Origin of the sequence: Azonexus hydrophilus, assembly GCF_905120355.1 — a bacterium.
GTDB lineage: Bacteria > Pseudomonadota > Gammaproteobacteria > Burkholderiales > Rhodocyclaceae > Azonexus.
In genome coordinates this window covers 72555-89281 of record NZ_CAJHOB010000010.1, presented here as the reverse complement: position 1 = coordinate 89281, position 16727 = coordinate 72555, and the positions used below count along the sequence as shown (strand labels likewise).

Below are 16727 nucleotides of genomic sequence, written 5' to 3'. Positions count from 1 at the left end.
AGCGAGTTCAGTGCTTACCGTGCTGCACGGGTTGCGGCATGCTCTTGCCCGCCATCATGTTGACCACCTTGGCATCCACCTGCTTGCTGCTACCGTCCTCGAACCCCAGGGTGATGGGGACGATCTGGCCTTCCTGCAACGGTGCTTTCATTTCGATCAGCATCACGTGCAAGCCGCCCGGCTTGAGTTCGGCCTGTCCCTTGGCGGGAATGTCGATGGACGGTACCTGACGCATGCGCATCACGCCTTTGTCGTTGATGTGGTTATGCAGTTCGGTCAGTTTGGAGGTGGGATTTTCCGCCTTCACCACCTTGACCGGGCTGTCGCCGGTATTCTTGATCACCATGAAAGCGCCGGTGGCCGGGGCGTTGGGCGGCGCCAGGCGCACGTAGGGCTCGTGCACTTCAACTTGATCTGCAGCACCGGCGAAAGCCGCGAGCGATACAAACAGACCGGAAACAAGCATGCTCAGACGTTTCATGACAGACTCCTCATTGCGGGTTTAAATACTGACGAATAATGGCCACGACCTCTTCCGGCTGCGTACCATGGGCAATACGCGCACGCACCCGGCCTTCCGGCCCAACCAGAAAAGTATCGGCGGAATGATCCATGCTGTAAGCGCCCGTTGCAGAATCAGCCGCCTGCTTGCTATAAAACACGCCATAGCGCCGGGCAACATCGGCGATTTGCTCGGCCGTGCCGGTCAACCCGACGGCACCGATAGAAAAGAAGTCGAGGTAGGTTTTCAGGTGCGCTACCGTATCGCGTTCAGGATCGACCGAAACGAACAGCACGGCAACCTTTTTCCGTTCGTCGGCGGTGAGGCTGGAAAGGCTTTCTGACAGCGTGACCAAGGTTGTCGGGCAGATATCCGGACAGAAGGTGTAGCCAAAATACAGCATGACCAGTCGCCCCTGATAATCGGAGAGGGCAACCGGGCCGCTGACTGATTGCAATCTGAAGTCTCCCCCAGCAGGCAAACTCGAAGGACGGACAGCGGGCGGTGGCTCGGGATGCCAGAACACGGCCAAAGCAGCAATCAGCGCCGCCACAAAAACTGCAAGAATGACGAGGAAACGCTCGCTCACCTGACCACCCGACCGCTTATCCACCGCCGTCACTCCCCGGTCACGAAGCGGAAAGGCACGGCAATGCGCGTCCGGCCAATTTCCACCAGGACGGTTGCCTGCCAGGTCATGCGACCGGTGACACATACCGGGAGAGTCGCTTCACCCTTGAAAACACCGTCTGTGGCTTCCTGCAATAGCGGGCGGTTGTAGCCCATGTCCATGTCGACACCGGCAAAATCGATTTCCACCTTTGCCGCGCCGGGCATATCGACCATCACAGGAAAAGGCTTGACCAGCGGAATCGGCTGCGTGCCGACGGAAAATTTCAACACCCCCAGTTCAGGCACGGCAACACTGCAGGGAGTTTTCTGCACATCGCAAGCAGGGTCGGGCTCAATTGTCAGATCAGCCTTGGGCAACAAGCTCGGTGAGAGCTTGTAACCGATCAGCACAACCAGAACGATCAACAACACACCTACGATATCAAGCAGAATTTTTTTGTTCACTGAATGCTTTCTACAAGAAAAAACGGACGAGCCAGATCAACACGCCCCGTCCTGTTCTCGTCGTCGATTGTGGCACGCAGTGCTGGCCGCAGCTTGCGGCAAATTGTCGCACCCCTATGCGCAACAAAACTCAGGCCCGCCGCACCCCGACCACGCCCTGCACGTCATGAATCAGGCCCAGGGTACGCTGCAGCTGGCGCAAATTGGCGATTTCCACGGTAAAGCTCATGTGCGCTTCACCTTGACGCGACTGTGTATTGACGCCGATGACATTCAGCTTTTCACGAGTGAATATCTCGGAGATATCGCGCAACAAACCCTGCCGGTCATGTGCATCCACCACAATGTCGCAGGCAAAAACGCCCGTAGTTTCCTCGCCCCAATCCGTTTCGATCACCCGTTCCGGATGCAGAGCGGCAAGATTGGCAAAATTGGAGCAATCGGCGCGGTGAATGGAAATCCCCTTGCCGCGGGTGATGAAACCGAGAATTTCGTCGGGCGGTGCAGGCTTGCAGCAACGTGCCAGCTGTGTCAGAAGTTTGTCGACACCCACAATCAGGATCCCCTGATTACCTTCGACCGGCTTGCGTGGACGTGTCGGCACAGTATCCGGCAGCAGATTCTCGAGCGAGGCATCGCCGCGCAGCGCCAGCTGCAACTGGCGTTGCCCCAGCTCACCGCGTGCCGCCGCAATATAGAGATCGTCGGCCTTGGCAAATTCCATCTTGCGCGCCAGTTCGTCAATATTGGCGCCGGTCTGACCAGCACGCTGCAACTCCTTGGCGATCAGGGCCCTGCCTTCGCTCAGGGTTTCCTCAAGTGCCTGATGAGCAAACCAGTTGCGCACCTTGGTGCGGGCACTCTTGGTATGGATGTAGCCGAGCGTTGGGTTGAGCCAGTCGCGCGAGGGGCCACCCAGCTTGACCGTGACGATTTCCACCTGCTGCCCGGTTTCCAGGGGCGTATTGAGCGGTACCAGTTGCCCATCCACCTTGGCGCCACGGCAACGGTGGCCGAGATCGGTATGCACGCGGTAAGCGAAATCAACCGGCGTCGACCCCGAAGGCAGGTCGACCACGCGCCCCTGCGGAGTCATCACGTAGATGGTTTCATCAAGTGCGGCTTGCTTGTAGTGTGTCACCCAGTCAGAGCTGGCGACCTCATTCTTCCAGGTCAGGAGCTGCCGCAGCCAGGCGATTTTTTCATCGTAGGCATCGGCACCCGGTGCCTTGCTGCCTTCCTTGTAACGCCAGTGGGCCGCCACGCCGAGTTCGGCATGGCCGTGCATCTCCTGGGTCCGAATCTGGATTTCCAGGCTCCGCCCATCCGGGCAGTGCACAGCAGTATGCAGGGAGCGGTAGTTATTACCCTTGGGATTCGAGATGTAATCGTCGAATTCCTTGGGTATCGGCGTCCACAGGTTGTGCACGATACCCAGGGCGGTGTAGCACTCCTTGACGTCCTTCAGGATGATGCGCAGCGCCCGCACATCGTAGACTTCGGAAAACTCGACCCCCTTCTTGCGCATCTTGTTCCAGATGCTGTAAATGTGCTTGGGGCGGCCGTAAATTTCAGCTTCATGAATGCCGGAAGCCGCCAGCTCTTCACGCACGCGGGTCACGGCGTTGGCGATGAACTCCTCGCGCTCGCTGCGTTTTTCATCGAGCTGTTTGGCAATCGAGCGATAAATATCGGGATGGATGAAACGGAAGGACAAATCCTCCAGCTCCCATTTCAACTCCCACACCCCCAGCCGGTTGGCCAGCGGCGAATACAATTCGAGCGTCTCACGCGCCACCTGGGTACGCAGGTCATCCGGGTTGGACGCATAGAAACGCAGCGTCTGGGTGCGGCTGGCCAGACGCAACAGAACGACGCGGATGTCTTCCACCATGGCCAGCAGCATCTTGCGCAACACTTCAATCTGGGCCCGCATTTCCGCTGGATTGCTTTCACCGGCTTCCAGATCGACCGCGACAAAACCCTTGCTGATCGGGCGCAGGCGATTGAGACGATAAACCCCTTGCACCAGATGCGCTGCCGGTTTACCAAAACGCGTCTCGACATGCGCGATGGCATGTTCGTCCTGCGCCGGCACGGCAAAAAGCAGCGCCGCAACCCGCGATTCGAGATCAAGCTCCAGCCCGGCAATGATCACCGCCATACCCAGGGCATGCGACCAGATCCGCTCGCCGCTCCCCAGCAGACGATCGCCATAAATCTCCCAGGCATAGGTGACGGCATCGTTCAGCCGTTCGCTTTCGGCCGCCGTCAGGCCCGCCGAAAGAACGGAAAAGAATTGCGCGAAATCGCTCTGGGCGGCGACAGAATGAACAACGGATACCATGCCGTAATTATACCGACAGCCGACTGCCTCTGCGCAGCCTCGGGCATAATGTGTCGACGATGATGAAATCGCTGAAAAACCCTTATCTGCTCCTCACACTCACCGCCCTCTTCTGGTCCGGCAATATGGTTGTCGGGCGCGGCATCCGGGCAGACGTGCCGCCGCTGGCCATGGCGTTCTGGCGCTGGCTGCTGGCCTTCCTCCTGATCCTACCCCTGGCCGCACCGCATTTCAGGACACAATGGCCGCTCCTGCGCCGTTCCTGGCGCTCGGTGACCCTTCTTGGCCTGCTTGGGGTGGGCGGATACAACACCTTCGCCTACCTCGCTTTGCAAACCACCACGGCAACCAATGCCGTCCTCCTCAATTCCTTCATCCCCGTCGCCACCATGGCCATTGCCTGGCTTGTCCTGGGCAAGCGTCTGTCACTGCCGGCCTGTCTGGGCGTCGCGGTTTCACTGGCGGGGGCACTGACCATCGTGGCCCGTGGCGAGCTTGCCGTGCTGCTCAATTTCAATCTCAATCAGGGCGACTTGTGGATGCTGCTGGCGATCACCGTGTGGGCGCTCTACACCATCGGCCTCGCCTGGCGGCCCGCGGGGGTTGATGCCATGCTGCTGCTCGCCGCCTTCACCGCTGTTGGCCTGGCGGCTCTCCTGCCGGCCTATCTCTGGGAAATGGCGCAAGGCCACCATATTCACACACACGCAGGATCTCTCGCCGCGCTGGCTTATGTCGGAATTTTCCCCAGTTTCATCGGCTACATTTTTTACAACCGCGGTGTCGCCGAAGTCGGCGCCAGTCGGGCCAGCCTCTTCATCCATCTGATGCCGGTTTTTGGCACCCTGCTCTCTGCCATCTTCCTCGGAGAACAGCCGCAGCACTTTCACTACGTCGGCATCAGCCTGATTTTCATCGGCATCTTCCTGACCATGCGCAAAGGCTGAGATGGGCATGTTTGCATGGCTGGCGCGCTGGCTGAGCCAGCCCCCGCGCCCAATTCCCCGGGCGCTCTGGTGCAGCACCATTGAACGCTACCCTTTCCTGCGCGTACTTGGCGAACAGGAAAAAGCCCGGCTCAAGACCTTGTGCGAAGCCTTCCTTGCCAGCAAGGAGTTTTCTGCCGCAGGCGGCTTGGTTCTGAACGATGCCATCTGCGTGGCCATCGCCGCCCAAGGCTGCCTTCCCATCCTGGAGTTGGGGCTTGCCGCCTACCGTGACTGGGTCGGCATCGTCGTCTATCCGGACGAATTCATCGTCACCCGCAGCGAAATGGACGATGCCGGCGTGGTACACGAATACGCCGACGTCTTGTCCGGTGAAGCCTGGGCTGGCGGGCCACTGCTCATCTCCTGGCACGATGCCGCGATGGCGAGCGCGGACTACAACGTCGTCATTCACGAGTTCGCACACAAGCTGGACATGCTGAACGGGGAAGCCGACGGCATCCCCGAGCTACCGGAAGGACTCTCGCGCCAGGCGTGGCTGCAGGATTTCATTCCAGCCTACAGCGACTTCTGCGCCCGGGTTGATGGCGGCGAAACCACCCGCATCGATCCCTACGCCAGCGAAGCGCCGGAAGAGTTCTTCGCCGTCAGCAGCGAGTGTTTCTTTGGCGCCCCCGACATTCTGGCGGCGGAGTACCCGGCACTCTACCGGCTCCTCGTTCGCTATTACCGACAAGACCCGCTGGCGCGCCAGCAGCTTGCCAGCGATCAAACTTCGCGCACCTGCAACGCCGGCATCTGTGCCGGATCGTAAACATCGGCCAGCACCTCACCGCGCCGGATCGGCGCGGCATCGCCCTGAAAGATGGCACGGACGAAATTGGGCTGCGCCAACATGGCCTGGTGCGTCGCGCCGTTATACAGCTGCAGATCACGCAGGGCATTGGCGGCGATACGCGCCTCCACTTCCGTCGCGGTGAGGGCCAGTGGATCGACTGTATCGGAGGCCATGGCCATGCACCACAGGGCGCCGTACAGGGGAACGTACTGCAGGTAGGGACGCACCACGGCGAAATTGGCTGTCAGCGACGCATGAATCCGCGCCATCGCGCCGGCCCGATGAATTGGCGACCCCAGATGCAGGGAAAGCACGCCGCCCGGATTCAAGGCGCGCCGGCAAGCTGCGTAAAACTCGACGGTGTAGAGATCGGTGGCTGGGCCGAAGGGGTCGGTAAGATCAAGAATGATCTGGTCGAAGCGTTCCGTACCCGCCTCAATCAGCGGCCGTGCATCCCCCAGACGGATTTCCAGGCGCGGATCATCAAAAGCACCGCGATGAATCTCCGGTAGCCAGCGGCGCGCGGTTTCGATCACCGCGCCGTCCAGTTCGGCAAGCACCAGTCGCTGCAGCGAACGATATTTGAGCAATTCCTCCGCCGCCCCCCCGTCACCGCCGCCCACGATCAAGGCGGAGCGTGGGCCACCCTGACTGACGGCCGGCAAATGCACCATCGGTTCGTGATAAAAGAATTCATCACGCTCGGACGTCATGAAGCAGCCGTCAATGCGCATCACCCGACCGAACAGGGGGTTCTCGAAGACCTCGATCTCCTGCCAGGGCGACTCGATGCGCGCCAGAGTGTGCGTATCGCGCAGATAAAAACCGAAATCCGGCGTCAGACGCTCGGCAGCATAGCGTGGCGCCCCCATCAGGCGCGCTCGACACGATGCAGATGCGGATCGGCAGGATTGAACGCCGTCAGAATGGTTTCGAACAGCTTTTCAGCCTTCGGCCGATTGTTGGTCGAGTAATTGCAGACGTAAACATCCAGCGTCACGTAACCCGCTTCGGGCCAGGTATGAATGGAAAGATGCGATTCCGCCAGCACCACGACGCCGGTCACGCCATCACCTTCCCCAAAGCTGTGGAACAGGCTACCTACCGTCGTCAGCCCCGCTGCTTCGACGCTTTGCTTGCAAAACTCTTCCAGGTAGGGGGCATCAAGCATCAGCCGCTGATCACAGCGACAGACATAGAGATCGCCAATCAGATGCAGGCCGGTCGCGCTGCGGGTGATGCTGGTGGTGGCGGCTGTGGCTACAACAGCAGAAATCGCGGGGGTATTCATGCGGCAGGTCTCTCCCTGTATTACGGTGGTCAGGTTGCTGCCCGGCAGATGCCAGACAACCCCATGCCGCAAGCGCCACGCAGGCTAGAAGAATTTCCCGGAGAGACTTACGCCGGCTGTTGCCGAGCCCTCGTTCCGTTGTGTGTCCATTCTTCTACACGCCAAAGTAACGCTGACAGCAGTCCACCCGGCCGGCCGGGCGTTTTTTTCAAGCGCGCGAGTATAACGCGCTTGCGCCTCCCGACCAACAGGCCACACGCTTATTTCGTCGTTACTGCTCGACGAATGCCCGCTCGATCACGTAATCGCCCTGCACGCCGATATGCGGCGAAATGTGGAAGCCATAGCCATCAAGCATGCTGGAAATATCCTTGAGCATGTGCGGGCTGCCGCAAATCATGCCGCGATCGGTCGCGGGATCAAGCGGTGGCTCACCGATATCGGCAAACAGCTTGCCGCTGGTGACGAGATCGGTCTGCCGTCCCTGGTTGCGGAACGGCTCGCGCGTTACCGTCGGGTAGTAGATCAGCTTGGCGCGTACTTCCTCACCCAGAAACTCGTTGTTCGGCAATTCATTCTCGATGTAATCACGGTACGCCAACTCGCTCACCCAGCGCACGCCATGAATGAGGATGATTTTCTCGTACTGCTCATACATTTCCGGATCGTGGATCAGGCTCATGAACGGTGCCAGGCCAGTGCCGGTGGCGAACAAAAACAAACGTTTGCCGGGTTTGAGATCGCGCAGCACCAGCGTCCCCGTCGGCTTGCGGCTGACCAGCAACTGGTCGCCAGGCTGCAGGTGCTGCAGCCGTGACGTCAGCGGACCATCCTGCACCTTGATGCTGAAGAATTCCAGATACTCTTCGTAATTTGCGCTGGCCACACTATAGGCGCGCATCAGGGGCTTACCGTTGACCTCGATGCCGATCATCACAAACTGGCCGTTGATGAAACGCAGTGCCGGATCGCGCGTAGTACGGAAGGTAAACAGGCTGTCATTCCAATGATGAACAGAGGTGACGGTTTCGCTGATGAAAGCGCTCATGGTGCGGTGTACTCGGACAGGAAAACAGAAGGGCGCAAGGATAAAGCAAAATCATCTATCGAAAAAACGGTTAATATCGATCAATCTTATCTGTTTTATAAATATGAGATACACCCTGCGCCAACTGGAAATCTTCGTTGCCATTGCCCGCACAGAAAACGTGTCGCGCGCCGCCGCGCAGCTGAAGCTATCGCAATCCGCAGCAAGCAGCGCCCTAGTCGAACTGGAGCGCATGTTCGACCGTCCCTTGTTCGACCGCGTTGGTAAATCGCTGTACCTCAACTCAACCGGTCGTGGTTTGCTCGACAAGGCCGAAGCCTTGCTCATCCAGGCCAGCGAGATCGAAACCTATCTCACCGGCAGCGGCCCCGGCCCGCTGGCCATCGGCGCCACCATGACCATCGGCAACTATCTCGCCACGCTGATCGTGGTCGAATACATGCGGCGCTATCCTGATTCCCCTGTCCGCCTGCAAGTGGCCAACACCGCCGCCATCGCCGAGCGCTTGTTGCGTTTTTCCTGTGACTTTGCTTTGCTGGAAGGCGAATTCAGCCATTCCGAACTCCTGCTGGAACCCTGGCTGGCGGATGAGCTGGTGATTTTCTGCGCCCCCAGCCATCCGCTCGCCGGGCAAGGCCCGATCGACAACAACACGCTGTCCCGGCAATTCTGGATTCTGCGGGAAGCTGGCTCCGGTACCCGCACCCGTTTCGAACAAGGCATTCGCGGTCAGTTGCAGGAAGTCCGCGCCGGGCTGGAGCTGGAACACACCGAAGCCATCAAGCGCGCGGTGGAATCCGGTCTGGGTATTGGCTGTCTGTCACGCCTGGCCTTGCGTGAAGCGTTCCGGCGCGGCAGCTTGATGGAAATTCCCACCCCACAATTCGATTTCAGCCGCCAGTTCTATTTTGCCTGTCACGCCAGCCGCCGCGGCAGCAAGGCCATCAGCCTGTTCCGTGCCCTGTGTCGGGAGATGACGGAGAACGCCAGCAGCACCGAACACATCCGCTTACCCTACATTCCATAGGGTTCGCCGTAGGAGCTCAGTCCTGACGACCGTGCCGGGTCGGTTTTTGCGTGGCGCTCAGAATACCGCGCAGGATATTCACCTCGTCACGCTCCAGCCCCGCCCGCCCGAACAGGCGGCGCAGCTTGGCCAGCAGCCGTCCGGGCTGCTGCGGATTGTAGAAGCCCGTGTCCTGCATGATCTGCGTCAGGTGCGTGTAAAAACCCTCGATTTCAGCATGACTCGCTGGCTCCCCGCCCAACGGCGTCACACCTGCATCCGGCAAGGGCGCCGCACCGGCAAAGGCCGTCATGCGGCACTCATAGCACAGAAGCTGCACTGCCGCGCCCAGATTGAGCGAGCTGAACTCAGGATTAGTGGGAATAGTCACCGCCGCCTGGCACTGCATGATTTCCTCGTTCGCCAGACCGCTGCTTTCGTTACCGAATACCAACGCCACCGGGCCGTTTGCCGCACACGCCAGCAGTTCCGCGACTACCGCACGTGGCGCCCCGAGGCGCGGCCCAAGGTCACGCTGACGGGCGCTCAGCGCAACAGAAAATACGCTGGCCTGCAGTGCTTCCGCCAGGCTATCGACCTGTTGCGCCCGTTCCAGGACATCCACTGCCCCCGTCGCCCGCGCTGTTGCTTCCGCATCAGGAAACTGGCGCGGCGCCACCAGACAGAGGTCATGCAGGCCCATGGTTTTCATTGCCCGCGCCGCAGCACCAATATTGCCTGGATGACTGGGGCGGCATAACACCACCCGAATGCGGGACAACAGTGCCTCTGGCTTCATGGTGTAAAATTCGCGCTTTCCAAAATTTGTATCGATCGCCACCGGCGACCGGTCGCTCTTTGCCAAATCGCCATGCATCCCATCATCAACATCGCCGTCAAGGCCGCGCGCCGTGCCGGTCAGATCATCAACCGCGCCTCCAACGACCTGGACTCGCTCAAGGTCAGCAGCAAGCAACCCAATGATTTCGTCACGGAAGTCGATAAGGCGGCGGAACAGGCCATTATCGAAGTGCTGCGCGAGGCCTATCCGGCGTACGGGATTCTAGCAGAGGAATCCGGCGCTTCTCCGGCGCTGGATGGGAGTGACAGCGAATATCAATGGGTGATCGACCCACTCGACGGCACGACCAATTTCATTCACGGCTTGCCGCAGTATGCTGTTTCAATCGCCCTGATGCGCGGCAAGACCATCGAGCATGCGGTGATTTTTGACCCGAACCGCAACGAACTCTTTACTGCCAGCAAAGGCGGCGGCGCCTTTCTCAACGACCGGCGCATCCGCGTTTCACGCCGCACCCGCCTGGGTGAAGCCCTGATCGGCACAGGTTTCCCTTACCGCGAATTCGACAAGGTCGACCTCTATCTGTCCATCTTCAAGGAGCTGGCGCAGAAAACCGCTGGCCAGCGCCGCCCCGGAGCCGCATCGCTGGATCTGGCCTACGTTGCCTGTGGCCGCTATGACGGATTCTGGGAATTCGGCCTGGCACCATGGGATATGGCAGCAGGTGCCCTGCTCATTGCGGAAGCCGGTGGCCTGATTAGCGATCTGCGCGGCGAAGCAAATTACCTTGAAACCGGCAATGTCATCGCCGGCACACCCAAGGTGTTCCTGCCGTTGCTCAAGCTGATCGAAGAAAAACTGCCCGCCAACCTGGCAGGCTAGGCACTCCACTGCAGCCAGCTATCACGCTGGCTGCAACAGCCTAAGCGTACAGATCGATCGGCACGCCTGGCGAAGCGGAAGGCTGAGCGCCAACCGCACCCGCATCCACCGCCTGACGCTGATAAGCCGCTATGCCTTGGTTTTTTTGCGCTGCCACCGCCTGCGACTGCTGCGCAGCAGGATCTGCATCGGCCACCCCGGCTTCCACCGGCGCGCCTCCTTGTTCCTGCTCTGCTGCCGCCAGCTCCTGTCGCGCCTGGGCCGCCATCTGCGCCGCCTGCGCCGCCACACTCCGGTCCTGTGATGAAGGCTCAGCAGGCGCCAAGGCGGCAGCCTGAATGCGCTCTGCCCGCGCGATGGTCTCTTCCGGTGTACGACCAGGCGAGGTATCGATACTGACTTCACCCGCCACCGCGTAATTCTGCCCATCAGGACCACGCGTATAGGTGTAGCTGGCACCCGAGGTGACCATGCCCGCACCAGCAGCCATGTGTGCCATTTCGTGTTGGCGGACTTCCCTGTCGATTTTCTGCAGCTTGCTGACTTCCGCTTGCTGCTCGGCTGTCAAACTCGCCTGATTCGCATGTGTACCGCCCTCCGCCTTTTTCCCGGGATCAGACTGCGACACGCCCCCCTGTTCCTGCGGAGCACGCAGTGACCAGTTTGCCACAGTGAATGAAGCGTAAATCGTCGTCATCATTGGTACCGATTATGCCGATTGATCTCAGGGCAGCGGACAGACTCCATCTTAGAACAAAATCACGCCACACAGCCGGCGTCCGTTTCCAGCAGCCTCTTCTGCTAGAATGCGGCAAGAGACAAGGTCGTCATCACATAACACGCAGAGTGCACAACAATGACAACACAAGAATCGACCACTTTCATCATCATCGGCGTTACCAAGGAAGGCCGGAAATTCCGCCCTAGTGACTGGGCAGAACGGCTGTGTGGAGTCATGTCCGCCTTTGGCGCCGAGCGCAAGATGAAATATTCGCCCTATGTCGGCCCCGGCGATTACAACGGTGACAAGGCGGTATTCGTCGATGGTCGGCTGGGTGAAATCGAACCCATGGCCTACCGCTTCATGCTCAATTTCGCCCACGACAACGACTTGCAAGTCATCGACGGGGTGTGCCCGATTACTGGCAAAAAATAATTACCCGCTGCTCGACAGAAAAGGCCGACTTGCGTCGGCCTTTTGCGTTCAGGTTTGCAGTGCCGCCGCCGCCATGGCAGCAATTACACCGTCTTCCTCACCGATCGCCCGCGCCAGCGAGAACTCGATTTTCGGCCACTGCGACTGCAGTTCGGCCACCAAGCGGGGCAAATCGTGCCGCAGATGTCCTCCCTGTGCGATGAAAAGCGGGACGATGCGGATGCGCCCGGCCCCTTGTGCAATCGCCGCATTCACGCTATCGACAAGCCTGGGGGCAAGGAATTCGAGGAACGCCAGATCAACATACACATCGCTCGCCATGGAACGGACGCGCGCCTCTACCTGACGCAGAGGCTGCGCCCACTCAGGGTCACGTGCACCGTGAGCAAACAGGATCAGGGCTTCGCGCATGGGCTCACTTGACGCGCTGCAGATAAGGCCGTCCGGAAGGTGGCCGTGGTGGTTCATCCGGGTCGGTATTTTCATTGCTGGCGGATGGTGCCGCTACATCCTCGACTTCAAACGACATACCTGCGCCGTTTTCGCGGGCATAAATCGCCATCACGCGATCCACCGGGATCGACAGTTGGCGCGGCGTGCCGGCGAAACGTGCCTGGAAATCAATCAACTCATTCCCCATCTGCAGGCGATTGCTGGCATCAGGACCGATGTTGAGAACGATCTGACCATCCTGCACATACTCGCGCGGGGCCAGCGTCCGCTGATCCACCTTGACCGCGATGTACGGTGTAAAACCGTTGTCGCAGCACCACTCCCAGATGGCGCGCAGCAGATAGGGTTTGGTTGATGGTAGTTCCATGGCTTTATTTGCGCATCGCTTTTTCGGACGGGGTCAGGGCTTCGATGAAGCCAGGGCGGCTGAAAATACGCTCAGCGTATTTCATCAGTGGCGCCGCGGCCTTACCCAGATCGATGCCGTAGTGATCAAGACGCCACAGCAGCGGTGCAATGGCCACATCCAGCATGGAGAAATCATCACCCAGCATGTATTTCTGCTTATTGAAGATGGGCACGATTTCCGTCAGACGCGCCTTGATTTCCTGCCGCGCCTTGTCAGCACCCTTGCCGTTCTTCTCAAGGATTTCCATGTGCGAGAAGATCTCCCGTTCCATGCCGACGAGCAATTGCCGGGCCCGCGCCCGCATGATGGGGTCCGCTGGCATCAGCTGCGGATGGGGAAAGCGTTCGTCGATATATTCATTGACGATGTTCGGCTCGAACAGGACCAGATCGCGCTCGGCCAGCACCGGCACCCGGCCGTGCGGATTGATGGCGGCGATCTCATCGGCCTTGGAGAACAGATCGACATCGATCACCTGAAAGTCCATGCCCTTTTCGTAGAGCACGATGCGGCAACGGTGGCTGAAAGGGCAGGTCGTACCCGAGTAGAGATTCATCATGATTCATTGTCCTTAAAACGAGATTCGGCACCGCGGCCGGTAGAACCGGAACCGCGGTGCCGTTGCGCGATCAGGAAGGTATTAGTGGATATCTTTCCAATATTCCTTCTTCAGCGCATAAGCAACGACGAACAGGAGCGCCAGGAAAGCCAGCACGATGTAGCCAAGCGTCTTGCGGAATTCCTGCTGCGGTTCGGCCATCCACACCATGAACGAAACCAGGTCGGAAACCGCCTTGTCATATTCGGCGGGGCTCATCTTGCCAGGCACAGCCAGAGACAGCTTGTGCGTCGCCGGATCCATGACCTGCGTTCCTTGCAGTTCCCACAGCACGTGCGGCATACCGACTGCCTCGAAGGCCAGGTTATTCCAGCCAGTCGGACGGCTATCGTCACGGTAGAAGGTGCGCAGATAGGTATAGAGCCAGTCCGCACCCGCCTTCGGTGCCCCGGCTTCACCCCGGGCCCGAGCAACGATGGTCAGATCCGGCGGCGTTGCACCGAACCACTTCTTCTGCTCATCGTGACGGGCTGCCACCTGCATCAGGTCACCGATCTTTTCGCCGGTAAACATCAGGTTTTCCTTGATCTGTTCTTCCGTCAGACCAATGTCCACCAGCGTCTTGTAACGGATGAAGGAAGCACTGTGGCAATTCAGGCAGTAATTGACGAACAGCTTGGCCCCGTTCTGCAGGGCAGCCTTGTCGGATACCGAGCCTGGCCACTTGTCGAGGTGGACATTACCCCCTGCGGCAAGGGCGAGAACCGGCGCAAAGAACAGAGCGATCAGAAATTTTTTCATTTTATGCATCCTCTCACTTCATCGTGACGCGCTCAGGCACCGGCTTGAACTTGTCCATCCGGGACCACCACGGCATACCGAGGAAGAAGGCGAAATAGAAGACCGTGCAGACCTGCGAAATCAACTCGCCCATCGGGGACGGGGACAGCGTGCCCAGATAGCCGAGGATGAAGAAGCAGATCACGAACAGGGTAATCATCACCTTGGTGATCGGGCCGCGATAGCGGATCGAACGCACCGGACTACGATCCAGCCACGGCAGGAAGGCGAAGATGACAACCGAAGCACCCATGGCAACAACACCCCAGAACTTGGCATCGAGACCGAAGAAGTTCCAGACCATGGCACGCAGGATCGAGTAGTACGGCGTGAAATACCAGACCGGTGCGATGTGGTTCGGCGTCTTCAGCGGATCAGCCGGGTAGAAGTTCGGCGTTTCGAGGAAGTAACCGCCACCTTCCGGCGCGAAGAACATGATCGCCGAGAACGCCATCAGGAAAACCACCACCCCGACAATGTCCTTGACCGTGTAATACGGGTGGAAAGGAATGCCATCGAGCGGAATGCCCTTTTCGTCCTTCTTTTCCTTGATGTCGATACCGTCCGGATTATTGGAGCCGGTTTCGTGCAAAGCCAGGATGTGCGCAGCAACCAGACCGATCAGGATCAGCGGGAAGGCAATCACATGGAAGGAGAAGAAACGGTTCAGTGTCGCATCACCCACCACGAAATCGCCGCGGATCAGGATGGAAAGGTCGTTGCCAACCACAGGGATGGCGCCGAACAAGTTGACGATCACCTGTGCGCCCCAGTAAGACATCTGTCCCCAGGGAAGCAGATAACCGAAGAAGGCCTCGCCCATCAGCACCAGGAAAATGCCGACGCCAAACAGCCAGGTCAACTCCCGCGGCTTGCGATAGGAACCGTAGATCAGACCACGGAACATGTGCATGTAAACCACGATGAAGAAGGCAGATGCCCCGGTCGAGTGCATGTAGCGGATGATCCAGCCACCCGGCACGTCACGCATGATGTATTCGACGGAAGCAAAGGCAACCGGAACACCGGCGGCGTTGAGCGAACCATCCGGCTTGTAGTGCATGACCAGGAAAATGCCGGTCACGATCTGGATGACCAGAACCAGCAGGGCGAGCGAGCCGAAGAAATACCAGAAGTTGAAGTTCTTCGGTGCGTAGTATTCGGACAAATGGCCCTTCCACATGGAAGTTGCCGGGAAACGGGCATCCACCCACTCCAGGACGTTACCGCCCAGCGAGCCGTCCGATTTGTATTTTTCGTAAGTTCCACCAGCCATGATTATGCCCCCTTCTTGTCTTCGCCGATGAGGATGCGTGTATCGGTGAGATACACGTGCGGCGGGACTTCAAGATTGGTTGGTGCCGGCTTGGCCTTGAACACGCGGCCGGCAAAATCGAAGGTCGAGCCGTGGCAGGGGCAGAGGAAGCCACCCAGCCAGTCGGCGCCCATACCCTCTTCGTTGCCCGGTTTGAATTTATTCGATGGCGAGCAACCGAGGTGGGTACAAATACCGACCACCACCAGCACTTCAGGCTTGATCGAGCGCGTTGCGTTGGCAGCGTAAGGCGGTTGCTGCGTCGCCACTTCGGATTTCGGGTCAGCTACCTGGCCATCCAGTTTGGGCAGCGTATCGAGCATGGCCTTGGTCCGATTGATGATCCAGACCGGCTTGCCGCGCCACTCCACAGTCATCATCTGACCGCTTTCCAGCTTGCTGATATCAGCCTCGACTGGCGCCCCTGCAGCCCTCGCACGCTCCGATGGAAGCAAGCTGGACACGAACGGCACCAGAGCGCCCACCGCGCCGACACCCCCGACGGCTGCCGTAGCGACGACAAGCCGCCGCCGACCGCAGTCCATCTTCCCTTGATTGCTCATAACGCTGACCCCTAAAGGAATTGAATGGGTAAAAAAACAAAGGCGGAATTATAAGGCATGGCCGCCAACGATAGAAGATGGAATTTTTCTTATAGATCCACCAGAAGCCGCCGCTCCCGCAATGCCTGCGCCAGGGTGCCACTATCAACAAACTCCAGCTCCCCTCCCACCGGAACGCCACGGGCAATGCGCGTTACCGCGACACCATGCGTTTTCAGCATGGCGCTGATGTAATGCGCGGTCGCCTCACCTTCGTTGGTGAAATTGGTCGCCAGAACCACTTCCTTGACGACACCATCGAGTGCTCGTGCCAGCAAGGCATCCAGCCCCAATTGACGCGCACCGACCCCATCCAGCGGTGAAATCCGCCCCATCAGGACGTAATACAGTCCGTTGTAAGCGTGGGTCTGCTCCATCATGTTGAGATCGACCGGAGACTCCACCACGCATAGCAGGCTCTGATCGCGCTGCGGTGAGGCACAGCACTCGCACAACTCGAGCTCGGTCCAGGTATTGCAGCGACCACAGCGGCGCACGACGGCCAGCGCACGCTGCACCGCCTGCCCCAAGCGCTCTGCCCCGCTGCGATCGTGCTGCAGCAAGTGATATGCCATGCGCTGCGCCGACTTCGGACCCACCCCGGGCAGGCAACGCAGCGCCTCCGCCAGCTCGACGATGCTACTGGTCGGCAC

The 16727-nt window shown here is 59.3% G+C and carries 21 protein-coding genes; 5 read left to right on the top strand and 16 right to left on the bottom strand.

The window, feature by feature from the left end; all coding sequences use genetic code 11:
* Positions 1 to 7: 7 nt before the first annotated feature.
* The 4 genes from JYJ39_RS09650 to JYJ39_RS09635 all read right to left on the bottom strand — a co-directional run bounded on the left by JYJ39_RS09650 (position 8) and on the right by JYJ39_RS09635 (position 3926).
* Positions 8 to 481: a copper chaperone PCu(A)C gene (locus JYJ39_RS09650; RefSeq protein WP_205203925.1), complete on the bottom strand. Its 474-nt coding sequence runs from the start codon at positions 479 to 481 to the stop codon at positions 8 to 10.
* A gap of 10 nt (positions 482 to 491) precedes the next feature.
* The gene (locus JYJ39_RS09645) at positions 492 to 1091 is read right to left on the bottom strand and encodes an SCO family protein (protein WP_205203923.1); all 600 of its coding nucleotides are present in this window, start codon (positions 1089 to 1091) and stop codon (positions 492 to 494) included.
* A gap of 29 nt (positions 1092 to 1120) precedes the next feature.
* On the bottom strand, positions 1121 to 1579 hold the full coding sequence (locus tag JYJ39_RS09640; RefSeq protein ID WP_205203921.1) for a hypothetical protein: 459 nt from the start codon (positions 1577 to 1579) through the stop codon (positions 1121 to 1123).
* A gap of 130 nt (positions 1580 to 1709) precedes the next feature.
* Positions 1710 to 3926 (bottom strand): RelA/SpoT family protein, encoded by a 2217-nt coding sequence (locus tag JYJ39_RS09635; protein WP_205203919.1) that lies wholly within the window; start codon positions 3924 to 3926, stop codon positions 1710 to 1712.
* 59 nt (positions 3927 to 3985) lie between these two features.
* Here JYJ39_RS09635 and JYJ39_RS09630 point away from each other — a divergent pair, with 59 nt between their 5' ends.
* The gene (locus JYJ39_RS09630) at positions 3986 to 4873 is read left to right on the top strand and encodes a DMT family transporter (RefSeq protein ID WP_430622474.1); all 888 of its coding nucleotides are present in this window, start codon (positions 3986 to 3988) and stop codon (positions 4871 to 4873) included.
* A 7-nt stretch (positions 4874 to 4880) separates the two neighbouring features.
* Positions 4881 to 5687, top strand: a complete 807-nt coding sequence (locus JYJ39_RS09625; RefSeq protein WP_205203917.1) for a zinc-dependent peptidase — start codon at positions 4881 to 4883, stop codon at positions 5685 to 5687.
* On the opposite strand, the gene speE is transcribed toward JYJ39_RS09625, so the two are convergent.
* The 3 genes from speE to JYJ39_RS09610 all read right to left on the bottom strand — a co-directional run bounded on the left by speE (position 5642) and on the right by JYJ39_RS09610 (position 8050).
* The gene (gene speE / locus JYJ39_RS09620) at positions 5642 to 6583 is read right to left on the bottom strand and encodes a polyamine aminopropyltransferase (RefSeq protein WP_205203916.1); all 942 of its coding nucleotides are present in this window, start codon (positions 6581 to 6583) and stop codon (positions 5642 to 5644) included. The genes JYJ39_RS09625 and speE overlap by 46 nt on opposite strands.
* On the bottom strand, positions 6583 to 7002 hold the full coding sequence (gene speD, locus JYJ39_RS09615; RefSeq protein ID WP_205203915.1) for an adenosylmethionine decarboxylase: 420 nt from the start codon (positions 7000 to 7002) through the stop codon (positions 6583 to 6585). The genes speE and speD overlap by 1 nt, the downstream gene beginning before the upstream one ends.
* Positions 7003 to 7273: 271 nt before the next feature.
* On the bottom strand, positions 7274 to 8050 hold the full coding sequence (locus tag JYJ39_RS09610; protein ID WP_205203914.1) for a ferredoxin--NADP reductase: 777 nt from the start codon (positions 8048 to 8050) through the stop codon (positions 7274 to 7276).
* A gap of 103 nt (positions 8051 to 8153) precedes the next feature.
* Here JYJ39_RS09610 and JYJ39_RS09605 point away from each other — a divergent pair, with 103 nt between their 5' ends.
* On the top strand, positions 8154 to 9077 hold the full coding sequence (locus tag JYJ39_RS09605; protein WP_205203913.1) for a LysR substrate-binding domain-containing protein: 924 nt from the start codon (positions 8154 to 8156) through the stop codon (positions 9075 to 9077).
* A 16-nt stretch (positions 9078 to 9093) separates the two neighbouring features.
* On the opposite strand, the gene JYJ39_RS09600 is transcribed toward JYJ39_RS09605, so the two are convergent.
* Positions 9094 to 9855 (bottom strand): RNA methyltransferase, encoded by a 762-nt coding sequence (locus JYJ39_RS09600; protein ID WP_205203912.1) that lies wholly within the window; start codon positions 9853 to 9855, stop codon positions 9094 to 9096.
* A 72-nt stretch (positions 9856 to 9927) separates the two neighbouring features.
* Between JYJ39_RS09600 and JYJ39_RS09595 the strand changes: the two genes are divergently transcribed.
* Positions 9928 to 10740, top strand: a complete 813-nt coding sequence (locus tag JYJ39_RS09595) for an inositol monophosphatase family protein (protein ID WP_205203911.1) — start codon at positions 9928 to 9930, stop codon at positions 10738 to 10740.
* A gap of 40 nt (positions 10741 to 10780) precedes the next feature.
* On the opposite strand, the gene JYJ39_RS09590 is transcribed toward JYJ39_RS09595, so the two are convergent.
* Positions 10781 to 11440 (bottom strand): putative metalloprotease CJM1_0395 family protein, encoded by a 660-nt coding sequence (locus JYJ39_RS09590; RefSeq protein ID WP_240189617.1) that lies wholly within the window; start codon positions 11438 to 11440, stop codon positions 10781 to 10783.
* Positions 11441 to 11596: 156 nt separating this feature from the next.
* Here JYJ39_RS09590 and JYJ39_RS09585 point away from each other — a divergent pair, with 156 nt between their 5' ends.
* Positions 11597 to 11896, top strand: coding sequence for a DUF3579 domain-containing protein (locus JYJ39_RS09585; protein WP_205203909.1), 300 nt, complete (start codon positions 11597 to 11599; stop codon positions 11894 to 11896).
* A 48-nt stretch (positions 11897 to 11944) separates the two neighbouring features.
* On the opposite strand, the gene JYJ39_RS09580 is transcribed toward JYJ39_RS09585, so the two are convergent.
* The 7 genes from JYJ39_RS09580 to recR all read right to left on the bottom strand — a co-directional run bounded on the left by JYJ39_RS09580 (position 11945) and on the right by recR (position 16727).
* Complete coding sequence (locus JYJ39_RS09580) at positions 11945 to 12307, bottom strand: sirohydrochlorin chelatase (protein WP_205203908.1); 363 nt, start codon at positions 12305 to 12307, stop codon at positions 11945 to 11947.
* A gap of 4 nt (positions 12308 to 12311) precedes the next feature.
* Entirely contained in the window at positions 12312 to 12716 is a 405-nt protein-coding gene (locus JYJ39_RS09575) for a ClpXP protease specificity-enhancing factor (RefSeq protein ID WP_205203907.1), read from the bottom strand.
* Positions 12717 to 12720: 4 nt separating this feature from the next.
* Complete coding sequence (locus JYJ39_RS09570; protein WP_205203906.1) at positions 12721 to 13317, bottom strand: glutathione S-transferase N-terminal domain-containing protein; 597 nt, start codon at positions 13315 to 13317, stop codon at positions 12721 to 12723.
* Positions 13318 to 13398: 81 nt separating this feature from the next.
* Positions 13399 to 14118, bottom strand: a complete 720-nt coding sequence (locus JYJ39_RS09565; protein ID WP_205203905.1) for a cytochrome c1 — start codon at positions 14116 to 14118, stop codon at positions 13399 to 13401.
* A gap of 13 nt (positions 14119 to 14131) precedes the next feature.
* Entirely contained in the window at positions 14132 to 15433 is a 1302-nt protein-coding gene (locus tag JYJ39_RS09560) for a cytochrome b (protein WP_205203904.1), read from the bottom strand.
* A 2-nt stretch (positions 15434 to 15435) separates the two neighbouring features.
* Entirely contained in the window at positions 15436 to 16035 is a 600-nt protein-coding gene (gene petA / locus JYJ39_RS09555) for a ubiquinol-cytochrome c reductase iron-sulfur subunit (protein ID WP_205203903.1), read from the bottom strand.
* A gap of 89 nt (positions 16036 to 16124) precedes the next feature.
* Complete coding sequence (gene recR, locus JYJ39_RS09550) at positions 16125 to 16727, bottom strand: recombination mediator RecR (RefSeq protein WP_205203901.1); 603 nt, start codon at positions 16725 to 16727, stop codon at positions 16125 to 16127.